Annotated in this window: 23 protein-coding genes, 1 other RNA gene and 1 pseudogene; 13 read left to right on the top strand and 12 right to left on the bottom strand. The window is 63.0% G+C overall.

All coding sequences use genetic code 11. The features are described 5' to 3' along the window. Positions 1–28: 28 nt before the first annotated feature. The 4 genes from pheA to gyrA form a co-directional block, all read right to left on the bottom strand. Positions 29–1099, bottom strand: coding sequence for a prephenate dehydratase (gene pheA, locus RBA41_RS32010; protein WP_306628395.1), 1071 nt, complete (start codon positions 1097–1099; stop codon positions 29–31). Between the two features lie 57 nt (positions 1100–1156). Continuing rightward, the gene (serC, locus tag RBA41_RS32005) at positions 1157–2248 is read right to left on the bottom strand and encodes a 3-phosphoserine/phosphohydroxythreonine transaminase (RefSeq protein WP_306628394.1); all 1092 of its coding nucleotides are present in this window, start codon (positions 2246–2248) and stop codon (positions 1157–1159) included. 23 nt (positions 2249–2271) lie between these two features. Then, complete coding sequence (locus tag RBA41_RS32000; RefSeq protein WP_306628393.1) at positions 2272–2808, bottom strand: DUF2059 domain-containing protein; 537 nt, start codon at positions 2806–2808, stop codon at positions 2272–2274. A gap of 109 nt (positions 2809–2917) precedes the next feature. After that, on the bottom strand, positions 2918–5536 hold the full coding sequence (gene gyrA / locus RBA41_RS31995) for a DNA gyrase subunit A (RefSeq protein ID WP_306628392.1): 2619 nt from the start codon (positions 5534–5536) through the stop codon (positions 2918–2920). Positions 5537–6011: 475 nt separating this feature from the next. On the opposite strand from gyrA, the gene ompA reads away from it, so the two are divergent. The 3 genes from ompA to RBA41_RS31980 all read left to right on the top strand — a co-directional run bounded on the left by ompA (position 6012) and on the right by RBA41_RS31980 (position 8363). Further along, positions 6012–6722 (top strand): outer membrane protein OmpA, encoded by a 711-nt coding sequence (ompA, locus tag RBA41_RS31990; protein ID WP_306628391.1) that lies wholly within the window; start codon positions 6012–6014, stop codon positions 6720–6722. Between the two features lie 213 nt (positions 6723–6935). Then, positions 6936–7631, top strand: a complete 696-nt coding sequence (gene ubiG, locus RBA41_RS31985) for a bifunctional 2-polyprenyl-6-hydroxyphenol methylase/3-demethylubiquinol 3-O-methyltransferase UbiG (RefSeq protein ID WP_306628390.1) — start codon at positions 6936–6938, stop codon at positions 7629–7631. A 33-nt stretch (positions 7632–7664) separates the two neighbouring features. Next, complete coding sequence (locus RBA41_RS31980) at positions 7665–8363, top strand: HAD family hydrolase (protein ID WP_306628389.1); 699 nt, start codon at positions 7665–7667, stop codon at positions 8361–8363. 149 nt (positions 8364–8512) lie between these two features. On the opposite strand, the gene RBA41_RS31975 is transcribed toward RBA41_RS31980, so the two are convergent. Next, positions 8513–8857: an energy transducer TonB gene (locus RBA41_RS31975; RefSeq protein WP_099882987.1), complete on the bottom strand. Its 345-nt coding sequence runs from the start codon at positions 8855–8857 to the stop codon at positions 8513–8515. 223 nt (positions 8858–9080) lie between these two features. Here RBA41_RS31975 and ssrA point away from each other — a divergent pair. The 7 genes and pseudogenes from ssrA (at position 9081) to ampC (ending at position 15720) form a co-directional block, all read left to right on the top strand. After that, positions 9081–9440: a transfer-messenger RNA gene (ssrA, locus tag RBA41_RS31970) on the top strand. 850 nt (positions 9441–10290) lie between these two features. Beyond that, positions 10291–11172 carry an RHS repeat domain-containing protein gene (locus RBA41_RS31965; RefSeq protein ID WP_306628388.1) on the top strand — a complete coding sequence of 294 codons (882 nt, stop codon included), beginning with the start codon at positions 10291–10293 and terminating at the stop codon, positions 11170–11172. After that, positions 11169–11582 (top strand): hypothetical protein, encoded by a 414-nt coding sequence (locus tag RBA41_RS31960; protein WP_306628387.1) that lies wholly within the window; start codon positions 11169–11171, stop codon positions 11580–11582. The genes RBA41_RS31965 and RBA41_RS31960 overlap by 4 nt, the downstream gene beginning before the upstream one ends. 636 nt (positions 11583–12218) lie before the next feature. Beyond that, a complete protein-coding gene (locus RBA41_RS31955; RefSeq protein WP_306628386.1) occupies positions 12219–12602 on the top strand; it encodes a BlaI/MecI/CopY family transcriptional regulator in 384 nt (127 codons plus the stop codon). Continuing rightward, positions 12599–13456 (top strand): annotated as a pseudogene (locus RBA41_RS33555) (M56 family metallopeptidase); the annotation flags it as partial. The gene RBA41_RS31955 and the pseudogene RBA41_RS33555, both read left to right, overlap by 4 nt. Before the next feature lie 201 nt (positions 13457–13657). Beyond that, positions 13658–14434: a class D beta-lactamase gene (blaOXA, locus tag RBA41_RS33550; RefSeq protein WP_374709636.1), complete on the top strand. Its 777-nt coding sequence runs from the start codon at positions 13658–13660 to the stop codon at positions 14432–14434. 119 nt (positions 14435–14553) lie between these two features. Continuing rightward, positions 14554–15720 carry a class C beta-lactamase gene (gene ampC / locus RBA41_RS31945; RefSeq protein WP_306628384.1) on the top strand — a complete coding sequence of 389 codons (1167 nt, stop codon included), beginning with the start codon at positions 14554–14556 and terminating at the stop codon, positions 15718–15720. Positions 15721–15769: 49 nt separating this feature from the next. On the opposite strand, the gene RBA41_RS31940 is transcribed toward ampC, so the two are convergent. From RBA41_RS31940 to RBA41_RS31920, 5 genes are all read right to left on the bottom strand, one after another. After that, positions 15770–16267, bottom strand: coding sequence for a DUF5063 domain-containing protein (locus RBA41_RS31940; protein ID WP_306628383.1), 498 nt, complete (start codon positions 16265–16267; stop codon positions 15770–15772). Beyond that, complete coding sequence (locus RBA41_RS31935; RefSeq protein ID WP_306628382.1) at positions 16264–16803, bottom strand: NADPH-dependent FMN reductase; 540 nt, start codon at positions 16801–16803, stop codon at positions 16264–16266. Before RBA41_RS31935 ends, RBA41_RS31940 begins: the two co-directional genes overlap by 4 nt. A gap of 148 nt (positions 16804–16951) precedes the next feature. Then, positions 16952–17542, bottom strand: a complete 591-nt coding sequence (locus RBA41_RS31930; protein WP_306628381.1) for a type 1 glutamine amidotransferase domain-containing protein — start codon at positions 17540–17542, stop codon at positions 16952–16954. A gap of 246 nt (positions 17543–17788) precedes the next feature. Then, positions 17789–18118 carry a chaperone modulator CbpM gene (locus tag RBA41_RS31925; RefSeq protein WP_306628380.1) on the bottom strand — a complete coding sequence of 110 codons (330 nt, stop codon included), beginning with the start codon at positions 18116–18118 and terminating at the stop codon, positions 17789–17791. Between the two features lie 3 nt (positions 18119–18121). Beyond that, positions 18122–19042, bottom strand: a complete 921-nt coding sequence (locus RBA41_RS31920) for a DnaJ C-terminal domain-containing protein (protein WP_306628379.1) — start codon at positions 19040–19042, stop codon at positions 18122–18124. Between the two features lie 93 nt (positions 19043–19135). Between RBA41_RS31920 and RBA41_RS31915 the strand changes: the two genes are divergently transcribed. Then, positions 19136–20038, top strand: a complete 903-nt coding sequence (locus RBA41_RS31915; protein ID WP_306628378.1) for a c-type cytochrome — start codon at positions 19136–19138, stop codon at positions 20036–20038. Positions 20039–20046: 8 nt separating this feature from the next. Here the strand turns inward: RBA41_RS31915 and RBA41_RS31910 are convergent, their stop codons facing one another. After that, entirely contained in the window at positions 20047–20937 is an 891-nt protein-coding gene (locus RBA41_RS31910) for a beta/gamma crystallin family protein (protein ID WP_306628377.1), read from the bottom strand. Between the two features lie 169 nt (positions 20938–21106). On the opposite strand from RBA41_RS31910, the gene RBA41_RS31905 reads away from it, so the two are divergent. Together RBA41_RS31905 and RBA41_RS31900 are read left to right on the top strand one after the other, a co-directional pair. Then, positions 21107–22492 carry an MATE family efflux transporter gene (locus tag RBA41_RS31905; protein WP_306628376.1) on the top strand — a complete coding sequence of 462 codons (1386 nt, stop codon included), beginning with the start codon at positions 21107–21109 and terminating at the stop codon, positions 22490–22492. 85 nt (positions 22493–22577) lie between these two features. Then, entirely contained in the window at positions 22578–24794 is a 2217-nt protein-coding gene (locus tag RBA41_RS31900; protein WP_306628375.1) for a S9 family peptidase, read from the top strand. A gap of 69 nt (positions 24795–24863) precedes the next feature. Here RBA41_RS31900 and RBA41_RS31895 read toward each other — a convergent pair whose 3' ends face one another. After that, positions 24864–25043 (bottom strand): CsbD family protein, encoded by a 180-nt coding sequence (locus RBA41_RS31895; RefSeq protein ID WP_306628374.1) that lies wholly within the window; start codon positions 25041–25043, stop codon positions 24864–24866. Positions 25044–25292: the final 249 nt, after the last annotated feature.

The raw sequence follows: 25292 nt of genomic DNA, 5'->3' as shown, positions 1-25292 counted from the left end.
CTCTGTGTAGTTGTATTAAATCGGAACGTCAAAGACTGAGCGGGTACGAGCCGAGCACCTTGAAAAAGGCGGCGTTATCGCGCAGTTCGTCGAGCGCCTTGGCCACCGCCGGGTCCTGCACGTGGCCTTCGATGTCGACGTAGAAGTAGTATTCCCAGGTGCCGATGCGGGCCGGGCGCGATTCGAAACGGGTCATCGAGACGCCATTGACGGCCAGGGGCGCCAGCAGGTTGTAGACGGCGCCCGCCTTGTTCGGCACCGCCAGTACCAGCGAGGTCTGGTCGGCACCCGAGGGGTTGGTCTGCAGGTGGCCGATGACGGCGAAGCGGGTGCGGTTGTGCGGGTCGTCCTGGATGTGGCCCTTGACCACGCCCAGGCGGTACTGCTCGCCCGCCATTTCGCTGGCGATGGCGGCCATCGTCGCATCCTTGCTGGCCATGACGGCCGCTTCGGCGTTCGATACCACCGCGCGCCGTTCGATGCCGGGGTAGTTCTGGTTCAGCCATACCTGGCACTGCGCCAGCGCCTGCGAGTGCGCGCACACCACCGTCACGCCATCCATGTTGCCGGTCTTGGTCATCAGGCTGTGGTGCACGGGGATCGAGATCTCGCCGCTGATGATGGTGGTGGTGCCGAGCATCAGGTCGAGCGTGCGGTTGACCGCCCCTTCGGACGAATTTTCGACCGGGACCACGCCGAAATCGGCGGTGCCCGCTTCGGTGGCGCGGAAGACTTCGTCGATCGAGATGCACGGCAGCCCTTCGATGGCGCTGCCGAACTGCTGGAACGCGGCTTGCTCGGTGAAGGTGCCGGACGGCCCGAGGTAGGCGACCGTGACGCGCTTTTCGAGCGAGCGGCAGGCCGACATGATTTCGCGGAAAATGGTTTGCACTTCGGCGGCCTTGAGCGGGCCGGGATTGCGCTCGGCCACGCCGCGCAGCACTTGCGCTTCGCGTTCGGGACGAAATACCGGGGCGCTGGTTTCGGCCTTGACGTGGCCGACTTCCTGCGCCAGGCGCGCGCGGGCGCTGAGAAGGCTGAGAATCTGGGCGTCGATCGCATCGATCTGTTCGCGCAATGGTGTGAGTTTGTCTGTCATGGGTGCGGCATGGTTTGCGGTGAATCGGATGTTCGCGCGGGCCCAAGGCCCTTGTTGTCACGCACGGCCGGCGAACTCGTTCAGGTAATCGACCAGGGCTTGCACGCCCTCGATCGGCATCGCGTTGTAGATCGATGCGCGCATACCGCCCACGGACTTGTGGCCCTTGAGCTGCAGCAGGCCGCGCGCTTTTGCACCGGCCAGGAATTTGTCGTTCAGTGTTTCGTCGCGCAGGTAGAACGGTACGTTCATGCGCGAGCGGCAGTCTTTCGCCACGCGGTTCTGGTAAAAATCGTCGGCATCGAGCGCCGCATACAGCAGTTCGGCCTTGGCGATGTTGCGCTGCTCCATGGCGGCCACGCCGCCCTGGCGCAGCAGATGCGCGAACACCAGGCCGGCGATGTAGATGCCGTAGGTCGGCGGCGTGTTGTACATCGAGTCGTGCGCGGCAACGATGCTCCAGTCAAAAGCGGACGGGCAAATCGGCAGCGCGTGCCCGAGCAGGTCGTCGCGCACGATCACCAGGGTCAGGCCGGCCGGGCCGATGTTCTTTTGCGCGCCGCCGAAAATGACGCCGTACTTGCTCACGTCGATCACGCGCGACAGGATGTGCGAAGACATGTCGGCCACGATCGGGGTGTCGTCGCCCAGTTCGGGCACGAAGTTGTATTCGACGCCGTCGATGGTCTCGTTGGTGCACAGGTGCAGGTAGGCAGCGCCGGGAGTGAGCTTCCACTCGCTTTGCGGCGGCACGCTGGTAAAGCGCCCCGCCTCGCCGCTGGCGGCCACGTTGACCCTGGCGTAGCGCGCCGCTTCCTTGACCGATTTGCCGGACCAGGAACCGGTGTGGACGAAGTCGATGGTGGCCGGTGCACTGACGCGGCCGACGAGGTTCATCGGCACAATGGCGTTTTCGCCCAGGCCGCCGCCCTGCAGGAACAAAATCTTGTAGTTGGCGGGGACGTCCAGCAGCAGGCACAGGTCGCGCACGGCCGCCTCGTAGATCGAGATGAACTCGGGACCGCGGTGACTCATTTCCATCACCGACATGCCGCTGCCGTGCCAGTCCAGCATGTCGGCGGCTGCTTCTTGCAGCACTTCCTTGGGCAGGACGGCGGGGCCGGCGGAGAAGTTGTAGATCTGGGTCACGGGGGTCCTTGCGAATGGGGTGGCTATTTGTCGGCGGCGGCTTCTTGCATGATCTTGTTCACGCGCGGCAGCATGATCTTCTGGCCGATCTGCATGGACTCGTTCACGATCTGCGGTGTGGCGGCGAGCATCTTGGCGCCGACGGGACTGCGGTAGAACGCGGCGATCTGCTCGATTTCGGCCACCGTGAAGCGGGTCGCGTAGAGCGGCACGACGGCTTCGATCATCTCGTCGGCCACGGCGGGATCTTCAAACGCGCGCTGCACGCGCGCGGCCGCATCCGGCACTTTCTTGGCCGCTTCGGCGATGGCCGCCTTCTTTTGCGCGGCGGTCAGGCGCGGATTGGCGTTGATGACGGACGTGGCGGTGCTGAGGATCATCTGCGGAATCGTCGCCTTCATCTGCTCGAAGCTATCCTTGATCATCTTGCGCGTGCCCATCGAGTCGAGCAGCGCGCGCGTGGCCTTGTCGGTAGCCGGATCGATCGCGGCCTTGTCGGCAAACACCGGCGTGGCGACCAGGGCCAGGGCGGTACATAGTACGGCGGTCAGTTTTTTCATCATCACTCTCGAAATGGAAGCGTGGATCGGTCGGGTCGAGCGTCCAAAAAAAAGGGCCGGTGTCATTTTCGCACGAAGTGCAAAAACAAGACCGGCCCCGCGCCGTTTTTTACTCCGGCGGATTTTCGAGGTCGACGTCTTCGAGGTCGGTTTCGACGATGCGCTGCAAGCCGCTCAGCTTGGTGCCATCTTCTACCGCGATCAGGGTCACGCCTTGCGTGGCGCGGCCCATTTCGCGGATTTCCGACACGCGGGTGCGAATCAGCACGCCACCGGTGGTGATCAGCATGATCTCGTCGCTCGGCTCGACCAGGGTGGCGGCGACCACGCGGCCGTTACGTTCGCTGGTCTGAATCGCGATCATGCCCTTGGTGCCGCGGCCATGGCGGGTGTACTCGGTGATCGGAGTACGCTTGCCGAAGCCGTTCTCGGTGGCCGTCAGGACCGACTGCTGCTCGTTTTCGGCCACCAGCAGGGCGATCACGTTCTGACCCTCTTCCAGGTTCATGCCGCGCACGCCGCGCGCGGTACGGCCCATCGGACGCACATCGTTCTCGTCGAAGCGCACCGCCTTGCCGGAGTCGGAGAACAGCATCACATCGTGCTCGCCGTCGGTCAGCGCGGCGCCGATCAGGAAGTCGCCGTCGTCCAGGTCGACCGCGATGATGCCGGCCTTGCGTGGATTGCTGAAGTCTTTCAGCGGCGTCTTTTTGACGGTACCGAGGCTGGTCGCCATGAACACGTAATGGTCTTCCGGGAAGGTGCGGTTCACGCCCGACAGCGGCAGCACCACGGTGATCTTCTCGTTGTCCTGCAACGGGAACATGTTGACGATCGGCTTGCCGCGCGAATTGCGCGAGCCTTGCGGCACTTCCCATACCTTCAGCCAGTACATGCGGCCGCGGTTCGAGAAGCACAGGATGTAGTCGTGCGTGTTGGCGATGAACAGCTGGTCGATCCAGTCTTCTTCCTTGGTCGCCATGGCCTGCTTGCCGCGCCCGCCGCGCTTCTGCGCGCGGTATTCGGAGATCGGCTGCGACTTCATGTAGCCGGTGTGCGACAGGGTCACGACCATGTCCTGCGGCGTGATCAGGTCTTCGGTTTCCAGGTCGGTGGCATTGTGCTCGATGGTCGAGCGGCGCACGTCCTTGTTGCCGGCGCCGTACTCGTTCATCACCAAGGTCATTTCGTCGGTGATGATGACCGTCACGCGTTCCGGCTTGGCCAGGATGTCGAGCAGGTCGGCGATGTGCGCCATGATGTCTTTGTACTCGTTGACGATCTTGTCCTGCTCAAGGCCGGTCAGGCGCTGCAGGCGCATTTGCAAAATCTCTTGCGCCTGTTCGTCGGACAGCTTGTACAGGCCGTCCGGCTGCATGCCGTAATGCTTCGGCAGGTGCTCGGGGCGGAACGCTTCGATGCCGCCGACGGTGGTGCCTTCGGCGGTACGCAGCAGCATCTCGCGCACCAGGGACGAGTCCCAGGCGCGCGCCATCAGTTCGGTCTTGGCGATCGGTGGCGATGGCGCGGCCTTGATGATGGCGATGAAGTCGTCGATATTGGCCAGGGCGACGGCCAGGCCTTCGAGCATGTGGCCGCGTTCGCGCGCCTTGCGCAGTTCGAACACGGTGCGGCGCGTGACCACTTCGCGGCGGTGCGACAGGAAGCACTGCAGCATCTGCTTGAGGTTGAGCAGTTTCGGCTGGCCGTTGACCAGCGCGACCATGTTCATGCCGAAGGTATCCTGCAACTGGGTCTGCTTGTACAGATTGTTGAGGACCACTTCCGGCACTTCGCCGCGCTTGAGTTCGATGACCACGCGCATGCCCGACTTGTCGGACTCGTCGCGGATGTCGGAAATGCCTTCGAGCTTCTTGTCGCGCACGTTCTCGGCGATGCGCTCGAGCAGCGATTTTTTATTGACCTGGTACGGCAGCTCGTCGACGATGATGGCGATGCGGCCGCCATCCTTGCCGTATTCCTCGAAGTGGGTCTTGGCGCGCATGACCACGCGGCCGCGCCCGGTGCGGTAGCCGTCGCGCACGCCCGAGACGCCGTAGATGATGCCGGCGGTCGGGAAGTCCGGCGCCGGGATGATCTCGATCAGCTCGTCGATGGTGCAGTCGGGATTGCGCAGCACGTGCAGCGCGGCGTTGACCACTTCGGTCAGGTTGTGCGGCGGGATATTGGTCGCCATGCCGACCGCGATGCCGGACGAACCGTTGATCAGCAGGTTGGGAATCCGGGTCGGCAGCACCGTCGGTTCTTTTTCCTTGCCATCATAGTTGGGCTGGAAGTCGACCGTGTCCTTGTCGATGTCGGCCAGGATTTCGCCGGCGATCTTGTCCAGGCGGCACTCGGTGTAACGCATGGCGGCGGCGCTGTCGCCGTCGACCGAACCGAAGTTGCCCTGGCCATCGACCAGCGTGTAGCGCAAGGAGAAATCCTGGGCCATGCGCACCAGCGTGTCGTAGATCGACGCGTCGCCGTGCGGGTGGTACTTACCCATCGTTTCGCCGACCACGCGCGCGCACTTCACGTACGGGCGGTTGTACACGTTGTTCATTTCGTGCATGGCGAACAAGACACGGCGGTGCACCGGCTTCAAGCCGTCGCGCACGTCCGGCAAGGCGCGCCCGACGATCACGCTCATCGCGTAATCGAGGTAGCTCTTGCGCATCTCTTCTTCGAGGGAAATGGGGATTGTTTCTTTTGCGAATTGATCCATTGGCGGGACTGATCTCAGGCTGTGGTTATATTAGCTGTACGCAAATGCTGCACGTTCGATGCTGCCAGACCGACGGGTGCACAATGACGGTGCGCGCGTCCACTTAGCTACAGACAAGCGTAGGATTTTAGCATGCGGCGTATAGCAGCTGCGCAATTGATCGATGGCCGGCAATGCGAGTAGCGTGATCGAAATCATAAAAACGTTCATCATTTGTCAACCAAGTCATGTCGCGCGAGACACGATGTTGCGTGGATACAACATGATGGACCCTATTGCAGCGTGTTTGGTTTAACAGCCTTCGTGCTAATTAAATGCATGTGGCAAAATGGTCCAGAAGTTAATTGCCTGTTTCATAAGCTGTCACGAAACTGTCACGGGTAATGGCTGGGGCAAGCTGTTACTATCTTGTCCACGCTCGAAAAGTTGCGCAGCTATAAAGCTGCGGATATCACCCCCGAAAGGAAGAAAAACTATGAAAAAACTCGTCTCGCTCATGCTCGCGGCCTCCGCGATTGCAGGCAGCGCAATGGCACAACAGTCGCCGCCGTTCGCTCCTGTAACCACCGACATCATGGCAACGAAACCGAACAGCGCCTATGTCCAGGATGCCCGTGGCGTGATCGCGCGCGATCCTTTCGGTCTGTGCTGGCGCACCGGCTACTGGACCCCGGCCGATGCGGTCCCAGGTTGCGACCTGCCCCTGTGCGTTGAGCCAGCCAAACTGGAAAACGGCAAGTGCGTTTCGCCGCCAGAGCCGGTAACGCCGCCACCAACCCCGGGCGCCGTGGTGACCCCGCCGCCAGTGGTGGCTCCGCCGCCAGTGACGTCGGAAAAAGTCAGCTTCTCCGCCGACGCCCTGTTCGATTTCGACAAGTCGGTCCTGAAAGCGGAAGGCAAAGGCAAGCTGGACGACCTGAGCTCGAAACTGCAAGGCATCAACCTGGAAGTCATCATCGCCGTCGGCCACACTGACTCGGTCGGCACCGATGCGTACAACCAGAAGCTGTCGATCCGCCGCGCTGAAGCTGTCAAGGCTTACCTGCAAGCCAAAGGCATCGAAGCGAACCGCATCTACACCGAAGGCAAGGGCGAATCGCAGCCAGTGGCAGACAACAAGTCCGCTGAAGGCCGCGCCAAGAACCGTCGCGTCGAAGTCGAAGTGGTCGGCACCCGCACCAAGTAAGCTGCGCCTCTGCCGCGAAGCCCGCCCCGGCGCATGCGCCGGGTGGGAAGCCACGGCAGCGCCGACGATCGCATCGTCAGTGAAACACCCCTCGCGCAGGGGTGTTTTTTTTCGCCCGCAAAACCTGCGAGCTCTGCGGGACGGGCCTCGCCGGCGCGCTTTTTTTATGCTTGCGTCCGTCGCATTCCCCGATTTCCCGCTATTATTCCGCGTATGAATGCCGACCCTCTAGAAATCCAGAAATTTAGCGAACTTGCCCACCGCTGGTGGGACCCGACGTCCGAGTTCAAGCCCCTGCACGAAATCAACCCGCTGCGCCTCGAATGGATCAACGCGCGTGCCGCGCTGGCGGGCAGGAAAGTGATCGACATCGGTTGCGGGGGCGGCATCCTGACCGAATCGATGGCCAGGAAAGGCGCCGACGCGACCGGCATCGACCTGTCCGACAAGGCGCTCAAGGTCGCCGACCTGCACAGCCTGGAGTCCGGCGTGCAGGTGCGCTACGAGCTGATCGCCGCCGAAGACATGGCCGCGCGCGAAGCCGGCCAGTACGACGTCGTCACCTGCATGGAAATGCTCGAGCACGTGCCCGATCCGGGCGCCATCGTCCAGGCTGCCGCGACCCTGGTCAAGCCGGGCGGGCATGTGTTTTTCTCGACCATCAACCGCAATCCCAAGGCGTATCTGTACGCCGTGGTCGGCGCCGAATACCTGCTGCGCATGCTGCCCAAGGGCACCCATGACTACGGCAAATTCATCACCCCCGCGGAGCTGGCGCAATTCGTGCGCGAAGCCGGCTTGCAGGTAGACGGACTGAAGGGCTTGACCTACAATCCGCTGACCAAGATCTACTCCCTCAACAACGACACCAGCGTCAACTACATGGTGGCCTGCAGCCGCCCCCTGTAAGCCGCGCCCTTCCGAACTGCCGAGCAAGCCGCCATGACCCGAACCCACTCCACGCCGGCCCCGCGGGCCATCCTGTTCGACCTCGACGGCACTTTGGCCGACACCGCGCCGGACCTGGCCGCGGCCGTCAACCGCCTGCGCGCCGACCGCGGCCTGGAGCCGACGCCCTACGCCCTGCTGCGCCCGACCGCCTCGGCTGGTGCGCGCGGCATGATCGGCGCCGCCTTCGGCCTGGCGCCGGGCGACGCCGGCTACGAAGCGCTGCGGGTCAAGTGGTTCGATTATTACCAGGCCGACATGGCATCGCACAGCACCCTGTTCGGCGGCGTGCCGGAACTGCTCGATGGCATCGTCCAGGCTGGCATGGCCTGGGGTATCGTCACCAACAAACCGGCGCGCTTTACCGATCCGCTGATTCCCCTGATCGGGCTGCAGCACGCCGGCTGCATCATCTCGGGCGACACCACCGCGCACGCCAAGCCGCATCCCTTGCCGCTGCTCGAAGGCGCGCGCCGGCTCGGCATTGCGCCGGAACAGTGCTGGTACGTGGGCGACGATTTGCGCGACATCGAAGCCGGGCGCGCGGCCGGCATGCTCACCGTCGCGTGCGGCTGGGGCTATTGCGGCGCGGTCGAACCGGCGCAATGGGGCGCCGACTACCTGCTCGACACCCCGCAGGATTTGCTGGAACTGCTGCGTGCGACGATGGCGCCGGGGGTGCTGGTGGCCTGAGGCGCAAGCGGGCGGCACCTGTGGCCGGCCGTTGATAACGCGAGCGCAAAACAAAACGCCTGGCCATGCTGCATCAGCATCGGCCAGGCGTTTTACATTCTACGACAGACGATGCACCCGGGTCGGGTGCATGGTCCAGCGATAATCGATCAGCTCAGGGTCCAGTTGTATTCGACTTTGGTCCAGGTGCTGTCAGGACGGCCGTCTTTGCTGCCCGGCTTGAATTTGCAGGCGCTGATGGCGCTCATTGCGGCCTTGTCCAGGCTCTTGAAGCCGCTGGTCTTGTCCAGTTTCGCTTCCAGAACCTTGCCGTCGGCCGACACCAGGAAAGCCATGCTGACCACGCCCTGCTCTTCGTTCATCAACGATGCTTTCGGATAGTCGGCCTTGCAGCTTTTGGCGTCGAACACCGCTGGTACGTCAGCTGCGAATGCCACGTTGGCGCTGGCTGCTACGATCAGTGCTGCGCAAAGGCGGAAGGTCGTCTTGGTCATCATGATGCTGGTTCTCCTGGATGGGTTAGAGGGTCTGACTTGACTGCGAAGTCATCGTCACAGCCAAGAGAATAGCCTAAACAATTCCATGTGGCAATTTATTTGATGCAGATGGGCAATAAAATTTCCTTTTGTGTTCATTTTTCGACAGTTGAGGGATTGGCCACACAGTTCGGAGGCAGGTGTCATGCTGTCGCGCTTTCAGGTACAATAGGGGTTCTGTGGGGGCGACCTGGTTTCGACGTGGGTTGCAAAGCAGCGCAGGGCATACCGAGGGCGGGCTACCTCGTAAATACAACCTGAAAAACTTAACTGCAAACGATAACTCGTACGCACTCGCAGCTTAATTGCTGCTAGCTCTAGAACACCTCGTCCCTGGGGTGGGCCGTCAAAAGCTCTAGAGTCATTTACAGGGACTCGTCTTGAACTGGGTTACTTAGTTCCGGACTAAATAATAGGTAACTCGCTTGTACACAGCGTGCACGTCCGCGTTGTACCGGTTAAATTAAATGGCAGTGCTAAGTATGTAGAACTGTCTGTAGAGTGCTTGCGGACGCGGGTTCGATTCCCGCCGCCTCCACCATAGCATCCTAAAAAACCGCCCACTGGGCGGTTTTTTTTCGCTTGCGCTATCGGGCGGCGGGAATCGAACCCGCGGGCGCCGGGGGCGGAATCGGGAATTCGTCGGGCCTGCCCGACGCCGATGGAGCGACTCGCGCTTGCAAGCGCGAGGCTATTACCGGGGTTTCGCCGGGCATGCCCGGCGCTCACGAAGCGACTTGCGCTTGCAAGCGCAAGGCTCTCCGATTCCCTGACTAGAGGGAAATCGCTCCAGCGATTTCTTGCCTTTCTCCTCCACCGGTGTATGCAAAAAAAAACGCCCAACGGGCGGTTTTTTTCCTTAGCGCAAGATGGCGCTTGGAATCGAAGCCACGTCGGGCCGGGGGCCGAATCGGGAAGTAATCGAGCATGCCTGGCGCTCGCGGTCGAGCTCGCCACGTAGGACATCCCCGATATGCCGCCACCGCCCGCCGTGCCGTCCTGCGCCTGATCGACGCGCAGCATCTGGATAGGCAGTCGCTTGATCGCCCACAGCAGCGCCGAGATATCGGCCTGGTCTTTGCGCACGGCGATGGGGTCAAGTTGCGCAAGGGTCAATGGTGGGTTGAGAGGCATGGCAGACCACAAAACTACTGGATGGATGCACAGCATATCAAAGAGAATTCACCGGTGCGCGCTTCGTCTTCGTGTGCGCGCAACATCATCCCACCGCACGTCTCAACCATCCGAATTGACCGCGCGGCGTAGCACAAGTTCGCCGAATTCTTTTGATCCGGAACAGGCTCCATTTATCTCGTTTAAATAGGATGAAAATCCGTGCTCATTAATGTAATGGTCGGGATGGAGCATAACGAGATAAATGGAGGATTGATATGAACAGGCAATTGACGTTGAAAATTATTTCCGGGTTGTTTGCATTTAGTCTGGCAAGTTCTGAAGCACTCGCGGGCAGCCCTGTTGAAACCAAAACACTTACCACAACCAAGGCGCAGGTGTCGCCGGAACAAAAAGCAATCGATTCGACGATTGCTAAGCTAGCTATTCAGCTAGCTCTACAAAGAAAATATGTGGTCGTGAACGGGAAAACTCTGTCTTTTACAAGGCCGGACGGAACTGTGGGTACGTATCTTTACGACCGCGATGGCCGCGTCCAAGGAATCTCATTTTCTGATGGCCGCGCCATTACTGCTATTTATGACGAAAACGGGAACATCCAATCGATTTTAGAAAATGGTACGGGCCAGAAGATTATTTTTAAGAAAAAGGCGGCAATTTCGAATACAAAAGACAAAGAAATCGCAGCTGCTTTCGCACTTGAGAAAGGGATATCGGTTCTTATCGATCGACAGCATTCCGGCGACGCCGATCCAATTTGCGTGGAGAAAAGTCCGATTCCCTGCGTTGTCGAAGCGCCCGGAGGCGGTGGCGGCGGCGGCGGATGGTCTGGTGGTGGGCCTCGTCGCATTCCGTCAGGCGGCGGAAGCGGAAGCGGCGGCGGTGGGGGTGGCGGGAAGGGGCCAATTGGGCCAGCCAAGAGTTGGGAAGAATGGGCTAAGGACCCCGAGAAATGCATAAGAGATTTATGTGTGCCGACCGCTATGCAGATGGATTATCTTTGCACTGTAACAAGGGCTAACAAACCGAGTCTAGAGAAATGCAGGATAGACGCTACATTATTCTATAAAAGATGCGCTGAAAGTTGTTACTCGGGCGATTTTCGATGGTTGGACACATGGGGCCGTGAAGATCCGTGAGCAAAATTACGACCGGGGGAACTAATACCCCTTGGTGCGGTCAAAAACGTTTCCACGAGCAGGGGGTGGGTATGGATCAAGAGTTGCATTTGCAAAAATTGAGAGAGGCGTATATGAGTGCGTGTGATCTAATTGTGAATGGCAAGTATGAACAGGCGTTGGACACGCTAGTTTGGCTTCATGATAATCCGCTTCCAGACATCCTTCCATCTGAAATGTACAGACGGGTGTACGGCTTTATGGCATGGGGAGAATTAGCATATTTATATCCTCCAGCCAAACAGAAAATGGAAGAGGTGCTGGCGAAAAAGATCGAGGCCGCTAAATACGAGGTTCCGAGCAAATCGATTAAAGCGGATATTGGCAGACTGAAAGGCATTCTCTCGGAACTGGTCACATCGACCGAGTAATGCCAGCTTGCGCCACGTCAAGGGCGGCAGAGAGATTCGATCCAACCTCGGCCGCTCGCCGTGCAGTCGCCTTGAGCACGGCCAGCCCGGCCTCGCAGCGTCGGTAGTGCGCCAGAAGATCGGCGCTGACCATGCATGGGTGACCTGTCCGGGCCATCGGTCGGGTGCATTTCCAGGATCAGCGGCCCGGCTTCGTCGCTCACAGGCACCCCGCGATGATGCGGCAGAAATCGGAAGCAAGCGCAACGCCATGCGACGATGGCGCAAAATAGCATTGCCGAGTCGTTGAAGATATTCGCGCGATTACCCAACGATCAGGAGCATGCACGGCATCCACGAAACGACCTGGGCTTGCTGGCGCAGTCGTCCGATACCCCGGCCAAAGGGAAATCGCTCCAAGAAGCAGCCACTGGCGCCCATCCCCCCGATTCGCGAATCCCTGCGCACGCGACCGTCGCGACCCGGCACATCCCGCGTCGTGCCGGCTCCGACAGTCAGACGACTGTCACCGCACGCCAGTGATTCGCTCAATCAATCGTTATTCGCCACCGGTTCAGCACGACCATCCAAATCCATCTTGACGCTTCTGCGACACGTGTCGCATAATGGTGGCAACCGTCGCACCGAGAAAATTCCATGGCAATCCCCTCAATATCCGAACTCATCATCCTAAAAGCGCTGTGGCGACAGCAGCCGCTCAGTGCGCGCGAAATCCATCAGCAGATCGAAGACGAACTTGGCTGGTCATACTCATCGACGCGCAAAACCCTGGAGCGCATGCTGGACAAGGGCTCGGTGCGCCAAGCCACCCTGCACGGCGTGCAAGTGTACGAAGCCGCCCTCGAAAAAGTCGGCACCCTGGCGACATTTGCGCACGACTTCGGCACCCGCGTCATGGAAATGGCCACCCCGTTTCCGGTCAATATGTTCACCGGCAGCAAGCTGGTCGATGACACCGAACTGGCGCAACTGGAACAATTGCTGCAAGACTGGCCGGACAACGATGGCGGCGCCAAATGAATCCGACCGATCTGCTGATGTTCCGGTTTCTGCTGGCCAGCGGCGGCTGCGTTGCCGCCGGACTGGCTGTATGGGCCGTGATGGCGCTGTGCCGGCGCGCCCTCCCCGCCGTCGCCTCACAGCGCTCGGCGTGGCTGCTCGGCCAGGTCACGATCGTGGCGGCCTTCCTGCTGATTTTGCTGCCGCACAGCGAACGCCTGCGGCTGGTGCCGCCCATCGAAATCGAGAGCGTGGCGCAAGCGCACGCCGCCCTCCCGGACATCAGCCCTGGGGCCAACAGCGCCGCCAGCGCGGCCGGCATCCCAAGCCTGGAGACTGCCGGGCCTTCCTGGCTGGCCCTGGGCGCGCAAGCCTGGCTGCTGTGCTACCTGCTCGGCCTTGGCTACGCGATTGCCCGACTGCTGCAAGCGCGGCGCATCCTCACCAGCCTGGCCGCAAGCGGAGGGCGCCTCTGCGCCCCGCACCAGCACGACGGCTTTATCAACAACGTGCCCCACGCCCCGAAGGTGATCGAAGTCGACGCGCCGATATCGCCGATGCTGTTCGGTCTTTTCAAGCCGCGACTGTTGCTGCCCGCGCACCTGCGCCGCTTCGAGACGGCCCAACAGCAAATGATGGTGGAACACGAACTGACGCACTTGCGGCGCCATGACCTGCATTGGATCAGCGCCAGCATCCTGCTGCAAACACTGCTCTGGTTCAACCCCTTCATGCGGCTGCTGCGCGCCAACCTGTCGTGGGCGCTGGAACTGGGCTGCGACCGCGATGTGCTCAGCGGCCGTCCGGCCACGCAGCGCAAAGCCTACGCGGCGGCCCTGGTGGCGCAACTGAAAATGCAGCGTTCGCCGGCAACAAACGCCCTTGCCTTCGGCGCCGTCAGCGCGCGTACGCTCGCCGGCAGGATCGCCCTGATCCGCGAGCCGGGCGCGATGGCGCACGGCCGCTGGACACGCCTTGCCGCGTTCGCCGCACTGGCAAGCGTCCTGATGGGCAGCCTCGCGCTCCAGCCGACACTGGCATGGCGCGGCGAATCCGCGCCGCCATCGCCGGAGCCAGTGGCGCAGGCATCGCCCATCAGCGCTACCGCATCCACAAACGCCGTCAGCTGCACCGAACTGGCCGACGCCGCCAGCGGCAAGCGCCTGGTCCGTGAAGGCCAGTGCGACGAGCGCATCACGCCGGCATCGACATTCAATATCGCCGTCAGCCTGATGGGCTACGACAGCGGCATCCTGGAAGACGAACACGCGCCGCGCATGCCATTTCGCAAGGAGTACGTCCACTGGAACCCGGCATGGCGCACGGCGACCGACCCGACCACTTGGTTCACGCATTCGGTACTGTGGTTCGCGCAGCAAGTCACGTCCCAGCTTGGCGCCGCGCGGTTCCAGGGTTACGTCAACAGCTTTAATTACGGCAACCAGGATGTCTCCGGCGACCGGGGCAAGGGCAACGGCCTGGCCCTGTCATGGGTCAGCTCATCGCTGAAAATATCGCCAGCCGAGCAGGTGACATTCCTGCGCAAGGTGGTCAACCGCCAGTTGCCGCTGGCGCCCAAGGCATATGACATGACGTCGCGCATCATGCAGGCGGAGACACTGGACAACGGCTGGACAATCCACGGCAAAACCGGCACGGCATCGCCCGTGCTGCCCGATGGGCGGGACGACCAGGCGCACCAGTACGGCTGGTACGTCGGGTGGGCAAGCAAGGGAGAGCGCACGATCGTGTTCGCCCGCATGGCGCTCGAACCCCGCAAAGAAGGCTTCGCCGGCGGCCGGGTGAAGGCAGCGTTCCTGCACGACATGCGAAGGCGGCTGGACACGCTGTAACCACGCCGCCTCCAAACAACATCGAGTAACAAAAGAAAGCCACGCAACCGCGCTCCTGCGAAAGAGCGGGGGTGGATCGTTGTACCCGTTTGCATCCCCTCCATCAGAAAAGGAACACCATGTTGACGCTCTTCCCAAAATTCATCAGTTGCATCACCGCCACCCTCGTGGCGTCCTGTTTCGCACCCCTCAACAGCCACGCTGCCGGCAACGACGCGCGCATACGCGCCATCGTCGATAAAGCCATCGGCCCTATCATGGCCGAATACAAGGTGCCGGGCATGGCGGTGGCCGTGACGGTCGATGGCAAGCCCTATGTCTTCAACTACGGCCTGGCATCGGTCAAGGACAACACGCCCGTCAGCGAAGCCACGCTGTTCGAACTGGGCTCCATCAGCAAGGTGCTCACTGCAACGCTGGCCTCGTATGCGCAGGTGCTCGGCAAACTCTCGCTGGACGACCATCCCGGCAAGTACATGCCGGAGCTGAAAGGCAGTGCGATCGACAAGGCGAGCGTGCTCAATCTCGGCACCTACACGGGGGGCGGGCTGCCGCTGCAATTTCCGCAGGAGGTCACGGACGCCACGAAGACCGACTATTTCCGGCAATGGAAACCGCAAGCCGCGCCGGGCGCGCAACGCAGCTATTCGAACCCCAGCCTCGGGCTGTTCGGCCATCTCACGGCCCTGGCGCTCAAGAGCGATTTTGCCGACGCGATGGAGCAGCAACTGTTTCCCCAACTTGGCCTGAAAAGCAGCTACATCCGCGTGCCCGACAGTGCGATGCCGAATTACGCGTGGGGCTACGACGAGGACAACAAACCGCGCCGCATGAACCCCGGCGTATTCGCCGCGCAAGCGTATGGCGTACGGTCGACAGCGGCCGACGTGCTGCGTTTCGTGGAAGCGAACATCGATCCGCAGCGGCTCGATGAGCCAATGCGGCGCGCGGTCAACGGCACCCAGGTCGGCTACTTCAAGGTCGGCGCGATGGTGCAAGGGCTCGGGTGGGAGCAGTATCCCTACCCCGTCGCCTTGCAGCGTCTGGAGGCAGGCAACGCGTACACGATGATCATGGAGCCGAATGCGGCAAAGCGGCTCACAGGGCGGCCCGCGGCATCCGACAAGATGCTGTTCAACAAGACCGGTTCGACGGGCGGATTCGGCAACTACGTGGCCTTCGTGCCGGGGAAGAAAATTGGGGTCGTGATCCTGGCGAACAAAAACTACCCGATTCCGGCACGCATTAAAGCGGCCCATGCGATCCTGAAGCAGCTCGCGCCATAAAAAGGCGCCGGCCGAGCGCTGCCGCCACCACACTGGAACAGGGCGTGGATCACGCCCACGTGCGGGGTTGCCGCTGTTCCCAGTACTGCAACACATTCAGGGCACTGGCGGCATGGCTGCCCCAATGGATGATGAAGTGCATGCGCCAGTGAAACACGGCCGCATCGGCATTGCCGCCATCGAGCAGCGTGAGACCGTGCTTCAGATCACGCCATATGTCCGCCAGATCGTCGGCCAGATCGCCGAGCATGGTCTCGCAGGAGGCAATATCGAGGGGATTGGCGCTCTCCGAATAACAGTTGACCGGAAGAGCGCCAAAGCGCTTGAACATCGCGCCCCACGCCTCGCGCGACACCTCCGCTGCATCATCGCCCCAGTCGCAATCGCGCTGCGGCAAATCCAGCGCCTGCGCATACAAACGCGCCAGATGGCGGCGGGCGACTGTCATCTGGGCATCGCCCGGCAGCAAATCGCCTTCGGCCCAGCGGCAAAAAGCGCGGACCGATTCCGCGAACGGTGTGACGGCGTCCATCGTGTCCTGATTCATGATGGCAGGCCAGGCTCCACGCTGGCCTGCACCAGCGCCTCGATGGCAGCGAGCAGCGGCCCGGCCAGCGCCGGGTCGGCCGCCATGTGTGCCTGATCGAATCCCCTGTTGGCCACCGCGATCACCGGCGACGCCGCGCCGATCACGCGCCACCCCATGGTCGCAAGGATCTCGGCCAGCGCCGCGTGCGCGTGCAGCGCCCGCGCCGAGGTATTGATCAGGGCAACCGGTTTGCTGCTCAACTCGGCGCAGCCGACCAGCCAGTCCAGCATGTTTTTAAAGGCGCCCGGCACGCCGTGCGCGTACTCCGGGCTGGCCACGATGATGCCGTCGGCCGCGCTCAGCAAGTCGCGCAGTTCGCGCGCGGCCGGCGGCGGATCGGCCTCGATATCGGGATTGAAGTAAGGCAGTCTGTCCGTGCCCTCGTACAACACAATCCGCACGCCGGGTGGCGCCAGCGCCATCGCGGCGCGCAGCAGCGTGGTATTGGCCGAGTCCCGGCGCAGGCTGCCTGAAAGGGCGATCAGCGTCTTCATACGTGGGACACAATTCATGAGTAGACCCCATCGTAACAGAGCGCAAGCGACAGAACCGTGTGACGCATTTGAGCCGGCGGCCGGTTGCGCCTGGCGCCGCCGGCAACCCGCAAAGCCGTTGATCCGGCACCGGCTTTGCCGCATGCGCTCAGGAGGACGGCCCCCGGTCCGCAGTGGCGGGATCGATCGACAGCAACTTCAGCAGGGCCTGGTTAAACGCCGGCAAATCGTCCGGCTTGCGGCTGGTGATGAGGCGGCCGTCGATCACCACTTCCTCATCGCTCCACTCGGCACCGGCGTTGCGCAGGTCGTTCTGCAGGCTTGGCCAGCTGGTCATGTGTTTTGCCTTGGCGACGCCGGCGTCGATCAGGGTCCAGGGACCGTGGCAGATGGCGGCAATCGGCTTTTCCTCGGCGCCGAACGCGCGAATGAAATCGATCGAGGCCGTGTCGAGGCGCAAGGCGTCGGGATTGGACACGCCACCGGGCAACAGCAGCGCATCGAAGTCGCGTGGCGATGCCTCGCCGACGTGCATGTCCACCTCGAAGCTGTCGCCCTTGTCCGCATGATTGAAGCCCTGCACCTTGTCACCCTTGGCCTTGGGCGAAATCAGCGTCACCGTGGCGCCGTGCTCTTGCAGGAAACTGCGCGGCGAGGTGTACTCGATTTGCTCGACGCCATCGGTCATCAGCACCGCCACGCGTTTGCCCTTGAGGGCCTGGCCATTGTTTTGCTCCATGTGAACTCCTTTGCACTATTAAGTATTCGTCAATATGGAAGGAGGATTGTAGAAGCCATTGCGCCAACGTGTCGCCCGCCTCGCGCGCTACCGCGAAAGCGAACGCGGCGGACAGTGCGTGCCGCCATGACCCAGCAGGCTTGTTGTGCATCAAACGAAGCAGGCGGACCGGTAGCATAGTCACTACATCGAATCGCCAGGAGATGGCTGATGTTTACCGGATGCAGCAGGCGCGCCGCCCTGCGCTCACAGCGCGCCGAGCACCCGCAGGCGCGTGCGCAGACGGCTCACCTCCTCGGCCAGGTCGAGCACCAGCGCGGCGATTTCCTCGTTGGCATCGAGATCGCGCTCCAGGCTCACCAGCCGCCGCGCGCGCTGCAGGTCGGCGCTGCGAAAACGCCATTGCGCACGCGCGTCGTCGTCCAGGCCGCGCGCCATGATCTCGTCGGCACCGAGCAAGCCTTCGCCCACATGCCGCACCACCCAGTCGGGCTCGACGCCACAGGCGCGCGCCAGCTCGTGCAGATCGAGCGCCACGTCGTCGAGCAGCACTCCCACGATATCGATGTCGGCCATGGCCTACGCCCCCGTCTGCGCGCGTGGATTGAAGGCCATCTCGCGTGCCATTGCGCGGTACAGCTCGCGTGCCTTGTCGGTATTTGCGGGCGGCAGGACGAGCTCGAGAATGAGATACAGGTCGCCCGCCGGCGTGCCCGGAATGCCGCGTCCCTTGAGGCGCAGCTTGCGCCCCGTTTGCGAGCCGGGCGGCACCGACACCTCGAGCTGTCCGGACGGCGTGGGCACGCCGATGCCGGCGCCGAGCGCCGCTTCCCACGGGGCGACCGGCACGCTGGCGTACACATGGCGCCCCTCGACCCGGTAGCGCGGGTCGGGATGAAACTGGATTTCAAGAAACAGGTCGCCCGCACCGGCGCCGCCGCTGCCGGGATGGCCCTGGCCCGCCAGGCGCAGTTGCTGGCCGGGCAGCACGCCCTTGGGAATCTTGACATTGACGATGCGCTCGCGCGTCACCACCCTGCCTTGGGCGTCGTGCTCGGGCACGCGCAGCGTCACGGCGCGGGTCGAGCCGTGGTATGCATCGGACAGGTCGATGGTGATGGCCGCGTGAATATCGTCGCCGCGCATCTGGAAGCTTTGCCCGCCGGGGCGGGCGCGGCGGCCGACATGGGCAAACAGGTCGGAAAAGAAGTCGCTCGAGCCGGCCGCGCCGCCATCGAAGCCCGAGCCCCAGTCGGGCGGCGGCTGGAACTGCTCCCCCGCGCGCCGGGTGCGCCCCAGCGCATCGTAGGCGGCGCGCTTGTCGGCGTCGCCCAGCACGCCGTACGCCTCGTTCACTTCCTTGGTCCTGTGGTCGGCGTCGGGCGCCTTGCTCACGTCCGGATGGTATTTACGCACCAGCCTGCGGTACGCCTTTTTGATGTCCTCCGCGGAAGCGCCTTTGTCGATGCCGAGGGTCTTGTAATAGTCCTTGTATTCCACGAACGGCGCTCCAGGATCGGTTTTAATCATCCTACAACGCACCCGGCGGACGCAGCGCACGCTTGCCAGCCGTATTTTTGAAGGAGAAACGCCATGAACGGGTGGGTGAAAGGGATCGGCCTGGCCATGCTGGCGCTGGGGTTGGCGGCCGCCGTGACGGTGCTCGTCGGCATCTGGCTCGGCGAGCGCAAGATGGCGCGCAGGATCGCGCTGAACGTGGCCGACATTACCCTGCCCGAGGACGCGGCCAGCATCGCGCACGGACGCTACCTGTTCAACACGCGCGGCTGCGCCACCTGCCACGGGCGCGATGGCAGCGGCGCCGCCGTCATCGATTACGGAACGACGCGCATCGTCTCGCCCAACATCACGGCCGGCGCCAACAGCGCCATCACGCGCTACCGCACGCCCGACTGGGTGCGCACCCTGCGCCACGGCGTCAAGCCCGATGGCCGGCCGCTGCTGATCATGCCGAGCGAAGACTACAGCCTGCTCAGCGACGCCGACATGGGCGCCCTCATCGCCTACGCGCGCCAGCTGGCGCCCGTGTCCGGGCAGGCGGCCGAGGTGCGCCTGCCGGTGGCGGTGAAGGTCATGTACGCCTTCGGCGCGGTGCGCGACGCCGCCGAAACGATCGACCATACGGCACCGCCGGCGCCGGCGGCCGCGCCGGCCGTGACGATCGAACACGGGGCCTACGTCGCGTACAGCTGCATCGGCTGCCATGGCGAGAATCTGACGGGCGGGCGCATTCCCGGCACGCCGTCAACCTGGCCGGCACCGGCCAACCTGACGCCGGGCTATGACAGCGCCATGACGCGCTACCGCACGCCCGACAGTTTCATGGCGATGCTGCGCAACGGGCGCCGGCCCGACGGCAGCACCATCAGTCCTGTGATGCCGTTCGCGGCGCTGGGCGAGATGAACGAAGTCGACATGCGCGCCCTGCATGCTTACCTTCAAAGCCTGCCGCCGCGCGCCGGCGGACAGCGCTGAGCGGGTTCTTAACGCAGCCGGCGCACCGATGAAATCAGGTTGCCCATCGGTCCCAGACGCTCGTAACGCCCCGGGCCGAACGTCACGCAGCGGCCGCCGAAATCGGCATGCTTGCAGAATTCCCACTGGCCCCGATGCACGATGAGCGCGTCGGCGCGGTCGTTGAAACCGAAGTCGGTCAGGTCGCGCGTGTCTTCGCGCAGGACCAGGCGCTCGCCGGAAAAGCCGCTCGACGAAAACAGCTCCACATCGCCATCGCGCTGCCCGCCCCCTGCCCCTCCCCCGCCCTCGGCATCGACCATGCGCGCCGACGACACGCGAGCGCGCAATCCGCGTCCCAGGTCCTCGTAACGGCCAGGCGCGAAGATGCTGCAGGTGCCGCGGTAGCCCGCGTCGCTGCACAACTGCCAGGTGCCTTGCATGATCTGGACGCTGCGCGCGCTGTCGTTGAAATCGATCTCGGCGAAGTCGTCGGCATCGCGCCGCAGGCGCCTGGCGTCGCCTTCCAGGCCACGGTCGGCGAACAGCGCGATCATGCCGCGCCGGCCGCCATGATGGCGCCCGCCGCCGTGCCCGCGCTCCGGCATGATTTCGCGCACCGATGAAATGCGGTCGTTGAAGCGCTCCAGCGTCGGATACTCGCCCTGCTCGAAGACCACGCAGCGGCCCTCGAAGCCGACGTGCTCGCACACCTCCCAGCGCCCGGAGCGCACGATCATGCTCGACGCCCGATCATTGAATCCGCTTTCGACCAGGTTGGGCGTGGTGGCGCGCAGGGTCATCTCGCGGCCGTCGAAACCATCGCGCGAGAACAGGGTCAGTTCACCGGCGCTGGCGACGGCGTGGGAAAAGATGGCGGCGCCGAGCAGCAGCGCGATTTTAAGGGGAGACTTCAGCATGGGACGATCCTTGATGTGCAATGACCGATTGTGACGACCGCGCGGCCGCGGCGCCAGTGGGCAAGCGGTGAGATGTGTAACAAGTCTTTACGCGCCCCCCGGCAAACCGGCGCCCCACCCTGCCCGCCATTAGCCGGTAAAATCCCTGTTTGCTCCTACCGTGTCCACCATGTCCGCCATTCTCGCCCAGCCTACGCCCGTCCGCACCGAAGTAGCCGCCCTGTGGCGCCTGTCCTGGCCCATGCTGGTCGGGCAGTTGGCCACCGTCGGCATGGGCGTGGCCGATGTGGCGATGACGGGCCACGTCAGCGCCAGCGAACTGGCCGCCGTCTCGCTCGGCGCGTCGGTCTGGTCGATCATCCTGGTGACCGTGATGGGTACCATGATGGCGATTAACACCGTCGTCGCGCACGACATCGGCGCCGCGCAGTACGGCCGCATTCCGCACGTGGTGCGCCAGTCGCTCTGGAAAGGCGTGGGCGTGGGCCTGGTGGCCTGCCTGGTGGCCAATCTGTCGACCCTCGTGTTCGACCATATCGGCCTCACGCCCGACGTTGCCGCCAACGCCGCCATGTTCGTGCATGCGATCAGCATCGGCATGCCGGCCTTTGCCTGCTACCGCGCGCTGTACGGCTACACCACCAGCATCAACCAGACCAAGCCCGTGATGGTGATCGCCGTCCTCGGGCTGCTGTTCAACGTCTTCGTCAACTGGCTGCTGGTGTTCGGGAACTGGGGCATGCCCAAGCTGGGCGGGGTCGGCTGCGCGGTCGCCACCGGCGTGTGCATGTGGCTCATGCTGGGCGCCATGCTGGTGTGGATCCGCATCGCACCGGCCTACCGCCAGACCTACCCGTTCACGCACTGGGAATGGCCCAACTGGCCCGAGATCGGCGCCATGCTGCGCCTTGGCCTGCCGATCGGCGTGACCTACCTGGCCGAAGTGAGCGCGTTCGGGGCGGTCAGCCTGATGATCGCCCGCTTCGGCGTGGTGCAGGTGTCGGCCAGCCAGATCGCCCTCAATTTCTCGTCGCTGGTATTCATGGTGCCGCTCAGTTTCGGCATCGGCCTCATTACCCGCGTCGGCCATGCGCTGGGCGAAGGCGACGCGGTGCGCGCGCGTTTCGTGGCCTGGGTGGGCGTGGGCATGTCGCTCGCCTTTGCGCTGATCTCGGCCGCGCTGATCGCCGTGTTCCGCTGGGAGATCGCGCGCGCCTACACGTCCGACCCGGCGGTGCAGGAACTGTGCGCGCACCTGCTGCTGTTCGCGGCCCTGTTCCAGCTGTCCGACGCCACCCAGGTTGCCACCTCGAGCGCGATCCGCGGCTACAAGGTCACGCGCCAGCCGATGCAGATCCAGCTGCTCGCATTCTGGGGTTTTGCCATGCCGGTCGGGTACGTACTCGGTCTGGCGCCGTCGTGGTTCGCCTGGTCGCCGGCGGTGCCGATGGCCGCCGCCGGCTTCTGGATCGGGCTCGTACTGGGCCTGACCGTGGCCGCGGTGCTGCTGACGTGGTCTTTACACCACCTCTCGCGCACGCGCGCAAAGGCGTGACGCCGGTCGCCGGCGAGGGGTGCCCACGGGTGCGGAACTCTGGTATCGTCCTGAGTTCTCCACATCCACCTCACCCGAGACATCCATGCGATTTCTTCTCTGCTTTCTAGCCGCATTGTCCAGCGTTCCCGCATCCGCCGAACGCCTGACACTGGACCGTATCCACGCCGACCCGGCGCTGGCGGGGCCAGGCGTGCGCAACCTGCGCGTGTCGCCCGACGGCGCCCGTGTCACCTACCTGCGCGGCCGCCAGGACAACCAGTTCCAGCTCGATCTGTGGGAATTCAACATGAAGGACAAGACCTCGAAGCGCCTGGTCGACTCCAAACTGCTGGTTCCGAACGAGACCCTCTCGCCCGAAGAACAGGCCAGGCGCGAGCGCGCGCGCACCGCCAGCCTGACCGGCATCCTCAATTACAGCTGGTCGCCGGATGGCAAGCAACTGCTGGTACCGATCGCGGGCGACCTGTATCTGGTCGATGCGGCCAAGCCGCAGGCGGCGCGCAAGGTCGCCACGGGCAATGTGGCCGATCCCAAGATTTCGCCCAAGGGCCGCTACGTCTCTTTTGTCCGCAAGCAGAACCTGTACGTGATCGACCTGGTCTCGGGCGCCGAGAAGCAGCTCACCAGCGACGGCGCGGGCACCATCTTCAATGGCGAAGCCGAATTCGTGGCGCAGGAAGAAATGGGCCAGCGCACCGGCTACTACTGGGCGCCCGACGATTCGGCCATCGCCTACAAGCGCTACGACGAGTCGCCGGTGCCGGTCGTGCGCCGTTTCGAGATTTTCGCCGACCGCACCGACGTCGTCGAGCAGCGCTACCCGGCAGCGGGCGACGCCAACGTGCTGGTCGACCTGATGATCGTCTCGCCCACCACCGGCGCGCAGCGCAAGGTCGACCTGGGTCCGAACCGCGACATCTACCTGGTGCGCGCCGACTGGAGCGCCAACAGCAAACAGCTGGTGTACCAGCTGCAGTCGCGCGACCAGAAGCGCCTCGACCTGATTTCGGTCGATGCCGCCACCCTGGCGCAGCGCACCCTGCTCACCGAAACATCGACAACCTGGGTCAGCATCCATGACGACCTGCGCTTCCTCTCCAAGCGCAATGCCTTCCTGTGGGCGTCCGAGCGCAGCGGGCGCAATCACCTGTACCTGTACGACCTCGATGGCAAACTGCTGCATCCGGTGTCGAGCGGCAAATGGGGCATCGACAACGTGCTGGCGGTCGACGAAAAAGCAGGCCGCGTATACGTGTCGTCGAACCGGGACGCGGTGATCGACAAGCAGACCTACTCCCTGCCGCTCGACGGCAGCGGCGCCAACAAGCCGGTGCGCATCACCAAGGGCGACGGCTGGCACGAAGCGGCGTTCTCGCGCAACGGCGAAGTGTTCGTCGACACCTTCTCCGACCCATCGACCCCGCCGCAGATTTCGATCCGCCGTCCGGACGGTTCGATGGTCGGCTGGTTAGAGAAGAACGAGCTCAATGCGGAGCACCCGTACGCCAAGTACAAGGCCGACCATCTGGCGACCGAGTACGGCACCATCAAGGCCAGCGATGGCCAGACCTTGCACTACTCGCTGATCAAGCCGTCGGACTTCAGCGCCGCGAAAAAGTATCCGGTGTACCTGTCGACCTACGGCGGGCCGCACGCCCAGCACGTCTCGCGCAAGTGGGGCAACTACTTCGACCAGTACATGGCGCAGCAGGGCTTCGTGGTGTTCCGCCTCGATAACCGCGGTTCGTACCGGCGCGAGCGCGCCTTCACCGACGCGATCTACAATGGCCTGGGCAAGCACGAAGTCGAAGACCAGCTGACCGGCATCGACTGGCTGGGCAAGCAGAGTTTTGTGGACGCCAAGCGGATCGGCGTGTTCGGCTGGAGTTATGGCGGCTACATGACGCTGCGCCTGCTGGCGGCGGCGTCGGATAAAATCGCGATGGGCGTCTCGGTCGCGCCGGTGACCGACTGGGCGCTCTACGACACCCATTACACCGAGCGTTACGTGGGCGGCACGCCGAAGGGCCAGCCGGACGCGTACAAGACCAGCGGCGTGTTCGCGCACCTGGACGGGCTCAAGTCGCCGCTGCTGCTGGTGCACGGCATGGCCGACGATAACGTCCTGTTCACCAACACCACGCGCCTGATCGATGGCCTGGTGAACCGCAACGTGCGTTTCGACCTGATGACCTACCCGGGCGCCAAGCACGGAATCTCATCGCGGCCGGGGCAGCGCCACGTGTACGGCACCATCGAAGCATTCTTCAAGAAGAACCTGGCCGACGCGCCGAAGTAACCGGCGCAAAGCGACCGACCAAAAAAACAGCCGCGAAGTTCGCGGCTGTTTTCATAGGGAGCGGACCAATTAGTTGGTCGCATCCTTGATGGCTTCTTTGAGGTCGCCGATTTTTTCCTGGGTTTTGCCTTCGACCTGGTTTTGCAGGCCCTTGGCTTGCTGCTCGGTGCTACCGACCAGTTTGCCAGCTTCTTCCTGAATTTTGCCGCCGATGTCTTGCAGTTTGCCGTTGACTTGATCTTTGTTCATGGTAAGGCTCCTTTAGTGCTCATTGCCAGGTTGGCGATGCAGTGAAGCCATCTTACTGCTGAGCTCAGAATTGATCAGTTCGCTCCCGCACATAAGCCGAATATTAATTATTTCCTAACCGGGGTCAGAGCTCTGACTAGCAATAAAAATGTTTCGATTCGGAGGTCTGACCCCGGTTAGGAAAGTTTTGTTCGGCGCGGATGTCGATGTGGCCCGAATTTTTTCTTGTCGGCACAGAACAATCGAACT

Source organism: Massilia scottii, assembly GCF_030846495.1.
GTDB classification, from domain to species: Bacteria; Pseudomonadota; Gammaproteobacteria; order Burkholderiales; family Burkholderiaceae_D; genus Telluria_A; species Telluria_A violaceinigra.
This window is presented reverse-complemented; position numbering and strand designations above follow the sequence as displayed.

Bases quoted from the DNA above. Each gene is read 5' to 3' on its own strand.
- pheA (WP_306628395.1), bottom strand. From the start codon at position 1,099: ATGACAGACAAACTCACACCATTGCGCGAACAGATCGATGCGATCGAC.
- RBA41_RS32000 (WP_306628393.1), bottom strand. From the start codon at position 2,808: ATGAAAAAACTGACCGCCGTACTATGTACCGCCCTGGCCCTGGTCGCC.
- gyrA (WP_306628392.1), bottom strand. From the start codon at position 5,536: ATGGATCAATTCGCAAAAGAAACAATCCCCATTTCCCTCGAAGAAGAG.
- ompA (WP_306628391.1), top strand. From the start codon at position 6,012: ATGAAAAAACTCGTCTCGCTCATGCTCGCGGCCTCCGCGATTGCAGGC.
- ubiG (WP_306628390.1), top strand. From the start codon at position 6,936: ATGAATGCCGACCCTCTAGAAATCCAGAAATTTAGCGAACTTGCCCAC.
- RBA41_RS31980 (WP_306628389.1), top strand. From the start codon at position 7,665: ATGACCCGAACCCACTCCACGCCGGCCCCGCGGGCCATCCTGTTCGAC.
- RBA41_RS31975 (WP_099882987.1), bottom strand. From the start codon at position 8,857: ATGACCAAGACGACCTTCCGCCTTTGCGCAGCACTGATCGTAGCAGCC.
- RBA41_RS31965 (WP_306628388.1), top strand. From the start codon at position 10,291: ATGAACAGGCAATTGACGTTGAAAATTATTTCCGGGTTGTTTGCATTT.
- RBA41_RS31955 (WP_306628386.1), top strand. From the start codon at position 12,219: ATGGCAATCCCCTCAATATCCGAACTCATCATCCTAAAAGCGCTGTGG.
- ampC (WP_306628384.1), top strand. From the start codon at position 14,554: ATGTTGACGCTCTTCCCAAAATTCATCAGTTGCATCACCGCCACCCTC.
- RBA41_RS31940 (WP_306628383.1), bottom strand. From the start codon at position 16,267: ATGAATCAGGACACGATGGACGCCGTCACACCGTTCGCGGAATCGGTC.
- RBA41_RS31935 (WP_306628382.1), bottom strand. From the start codon at position 16,803: ATGAAGACGCTGATCGCCCTTTCAGGCAGCCTGCGCCGGGACTCGGCC.
- RBA41_RS31930 (WP_306628381.1), bottom strand. From the start codon at position 17,542: ATGGAGCAAAACAATGGCCAGGCCCTCAAGGGCAAACGCGTGGCGGTG.
- RBA41_RS31925 (WP_306628380.1), bottom strand. From the start codon at position 18,118: ATGGCCGACATCGATATCGTGGGAGTGCTGCTCGACGACGTGGCGCTC.
- RBA41_RS31915 (WP_306628378.1), top strand. From the start codon at position 19,136: ATGAACGGGTGGGTGAAAGGGATCGGCCTGGCCATGCTGGCGCTGGGG.
- RBA41_RS31910 (WP_306628377.1), bottom strand. From the start codon at position 20,937: ATGCTGAAGTCTCCCCTTAAAATCGCGCTGCTGCTCGGCGCCGCCATC.
- RBA41_RS31905 (WP_306628376.1), top strand. From the start codon at position 21,107: ATGTCCGCCATTCTCGCCCAGCCTACGCCCGTCCGCACCGAAGTAGCC.
- RBA41_RS31900 (WP_306628375.1), top strand. From the start codon at position 22,578: ATGCGATTTCTTCTCTGCTTTCTAGCCGCATTGTCCAGCGTTCCCGCA.
- RBA41_RS31895 (WP_306628374.1), bottom strand. From the start codon at position 25,043: ATGAACAAAGATCAAGTCAACGGCAAACTGCAAGACATCGGCGGCAAA.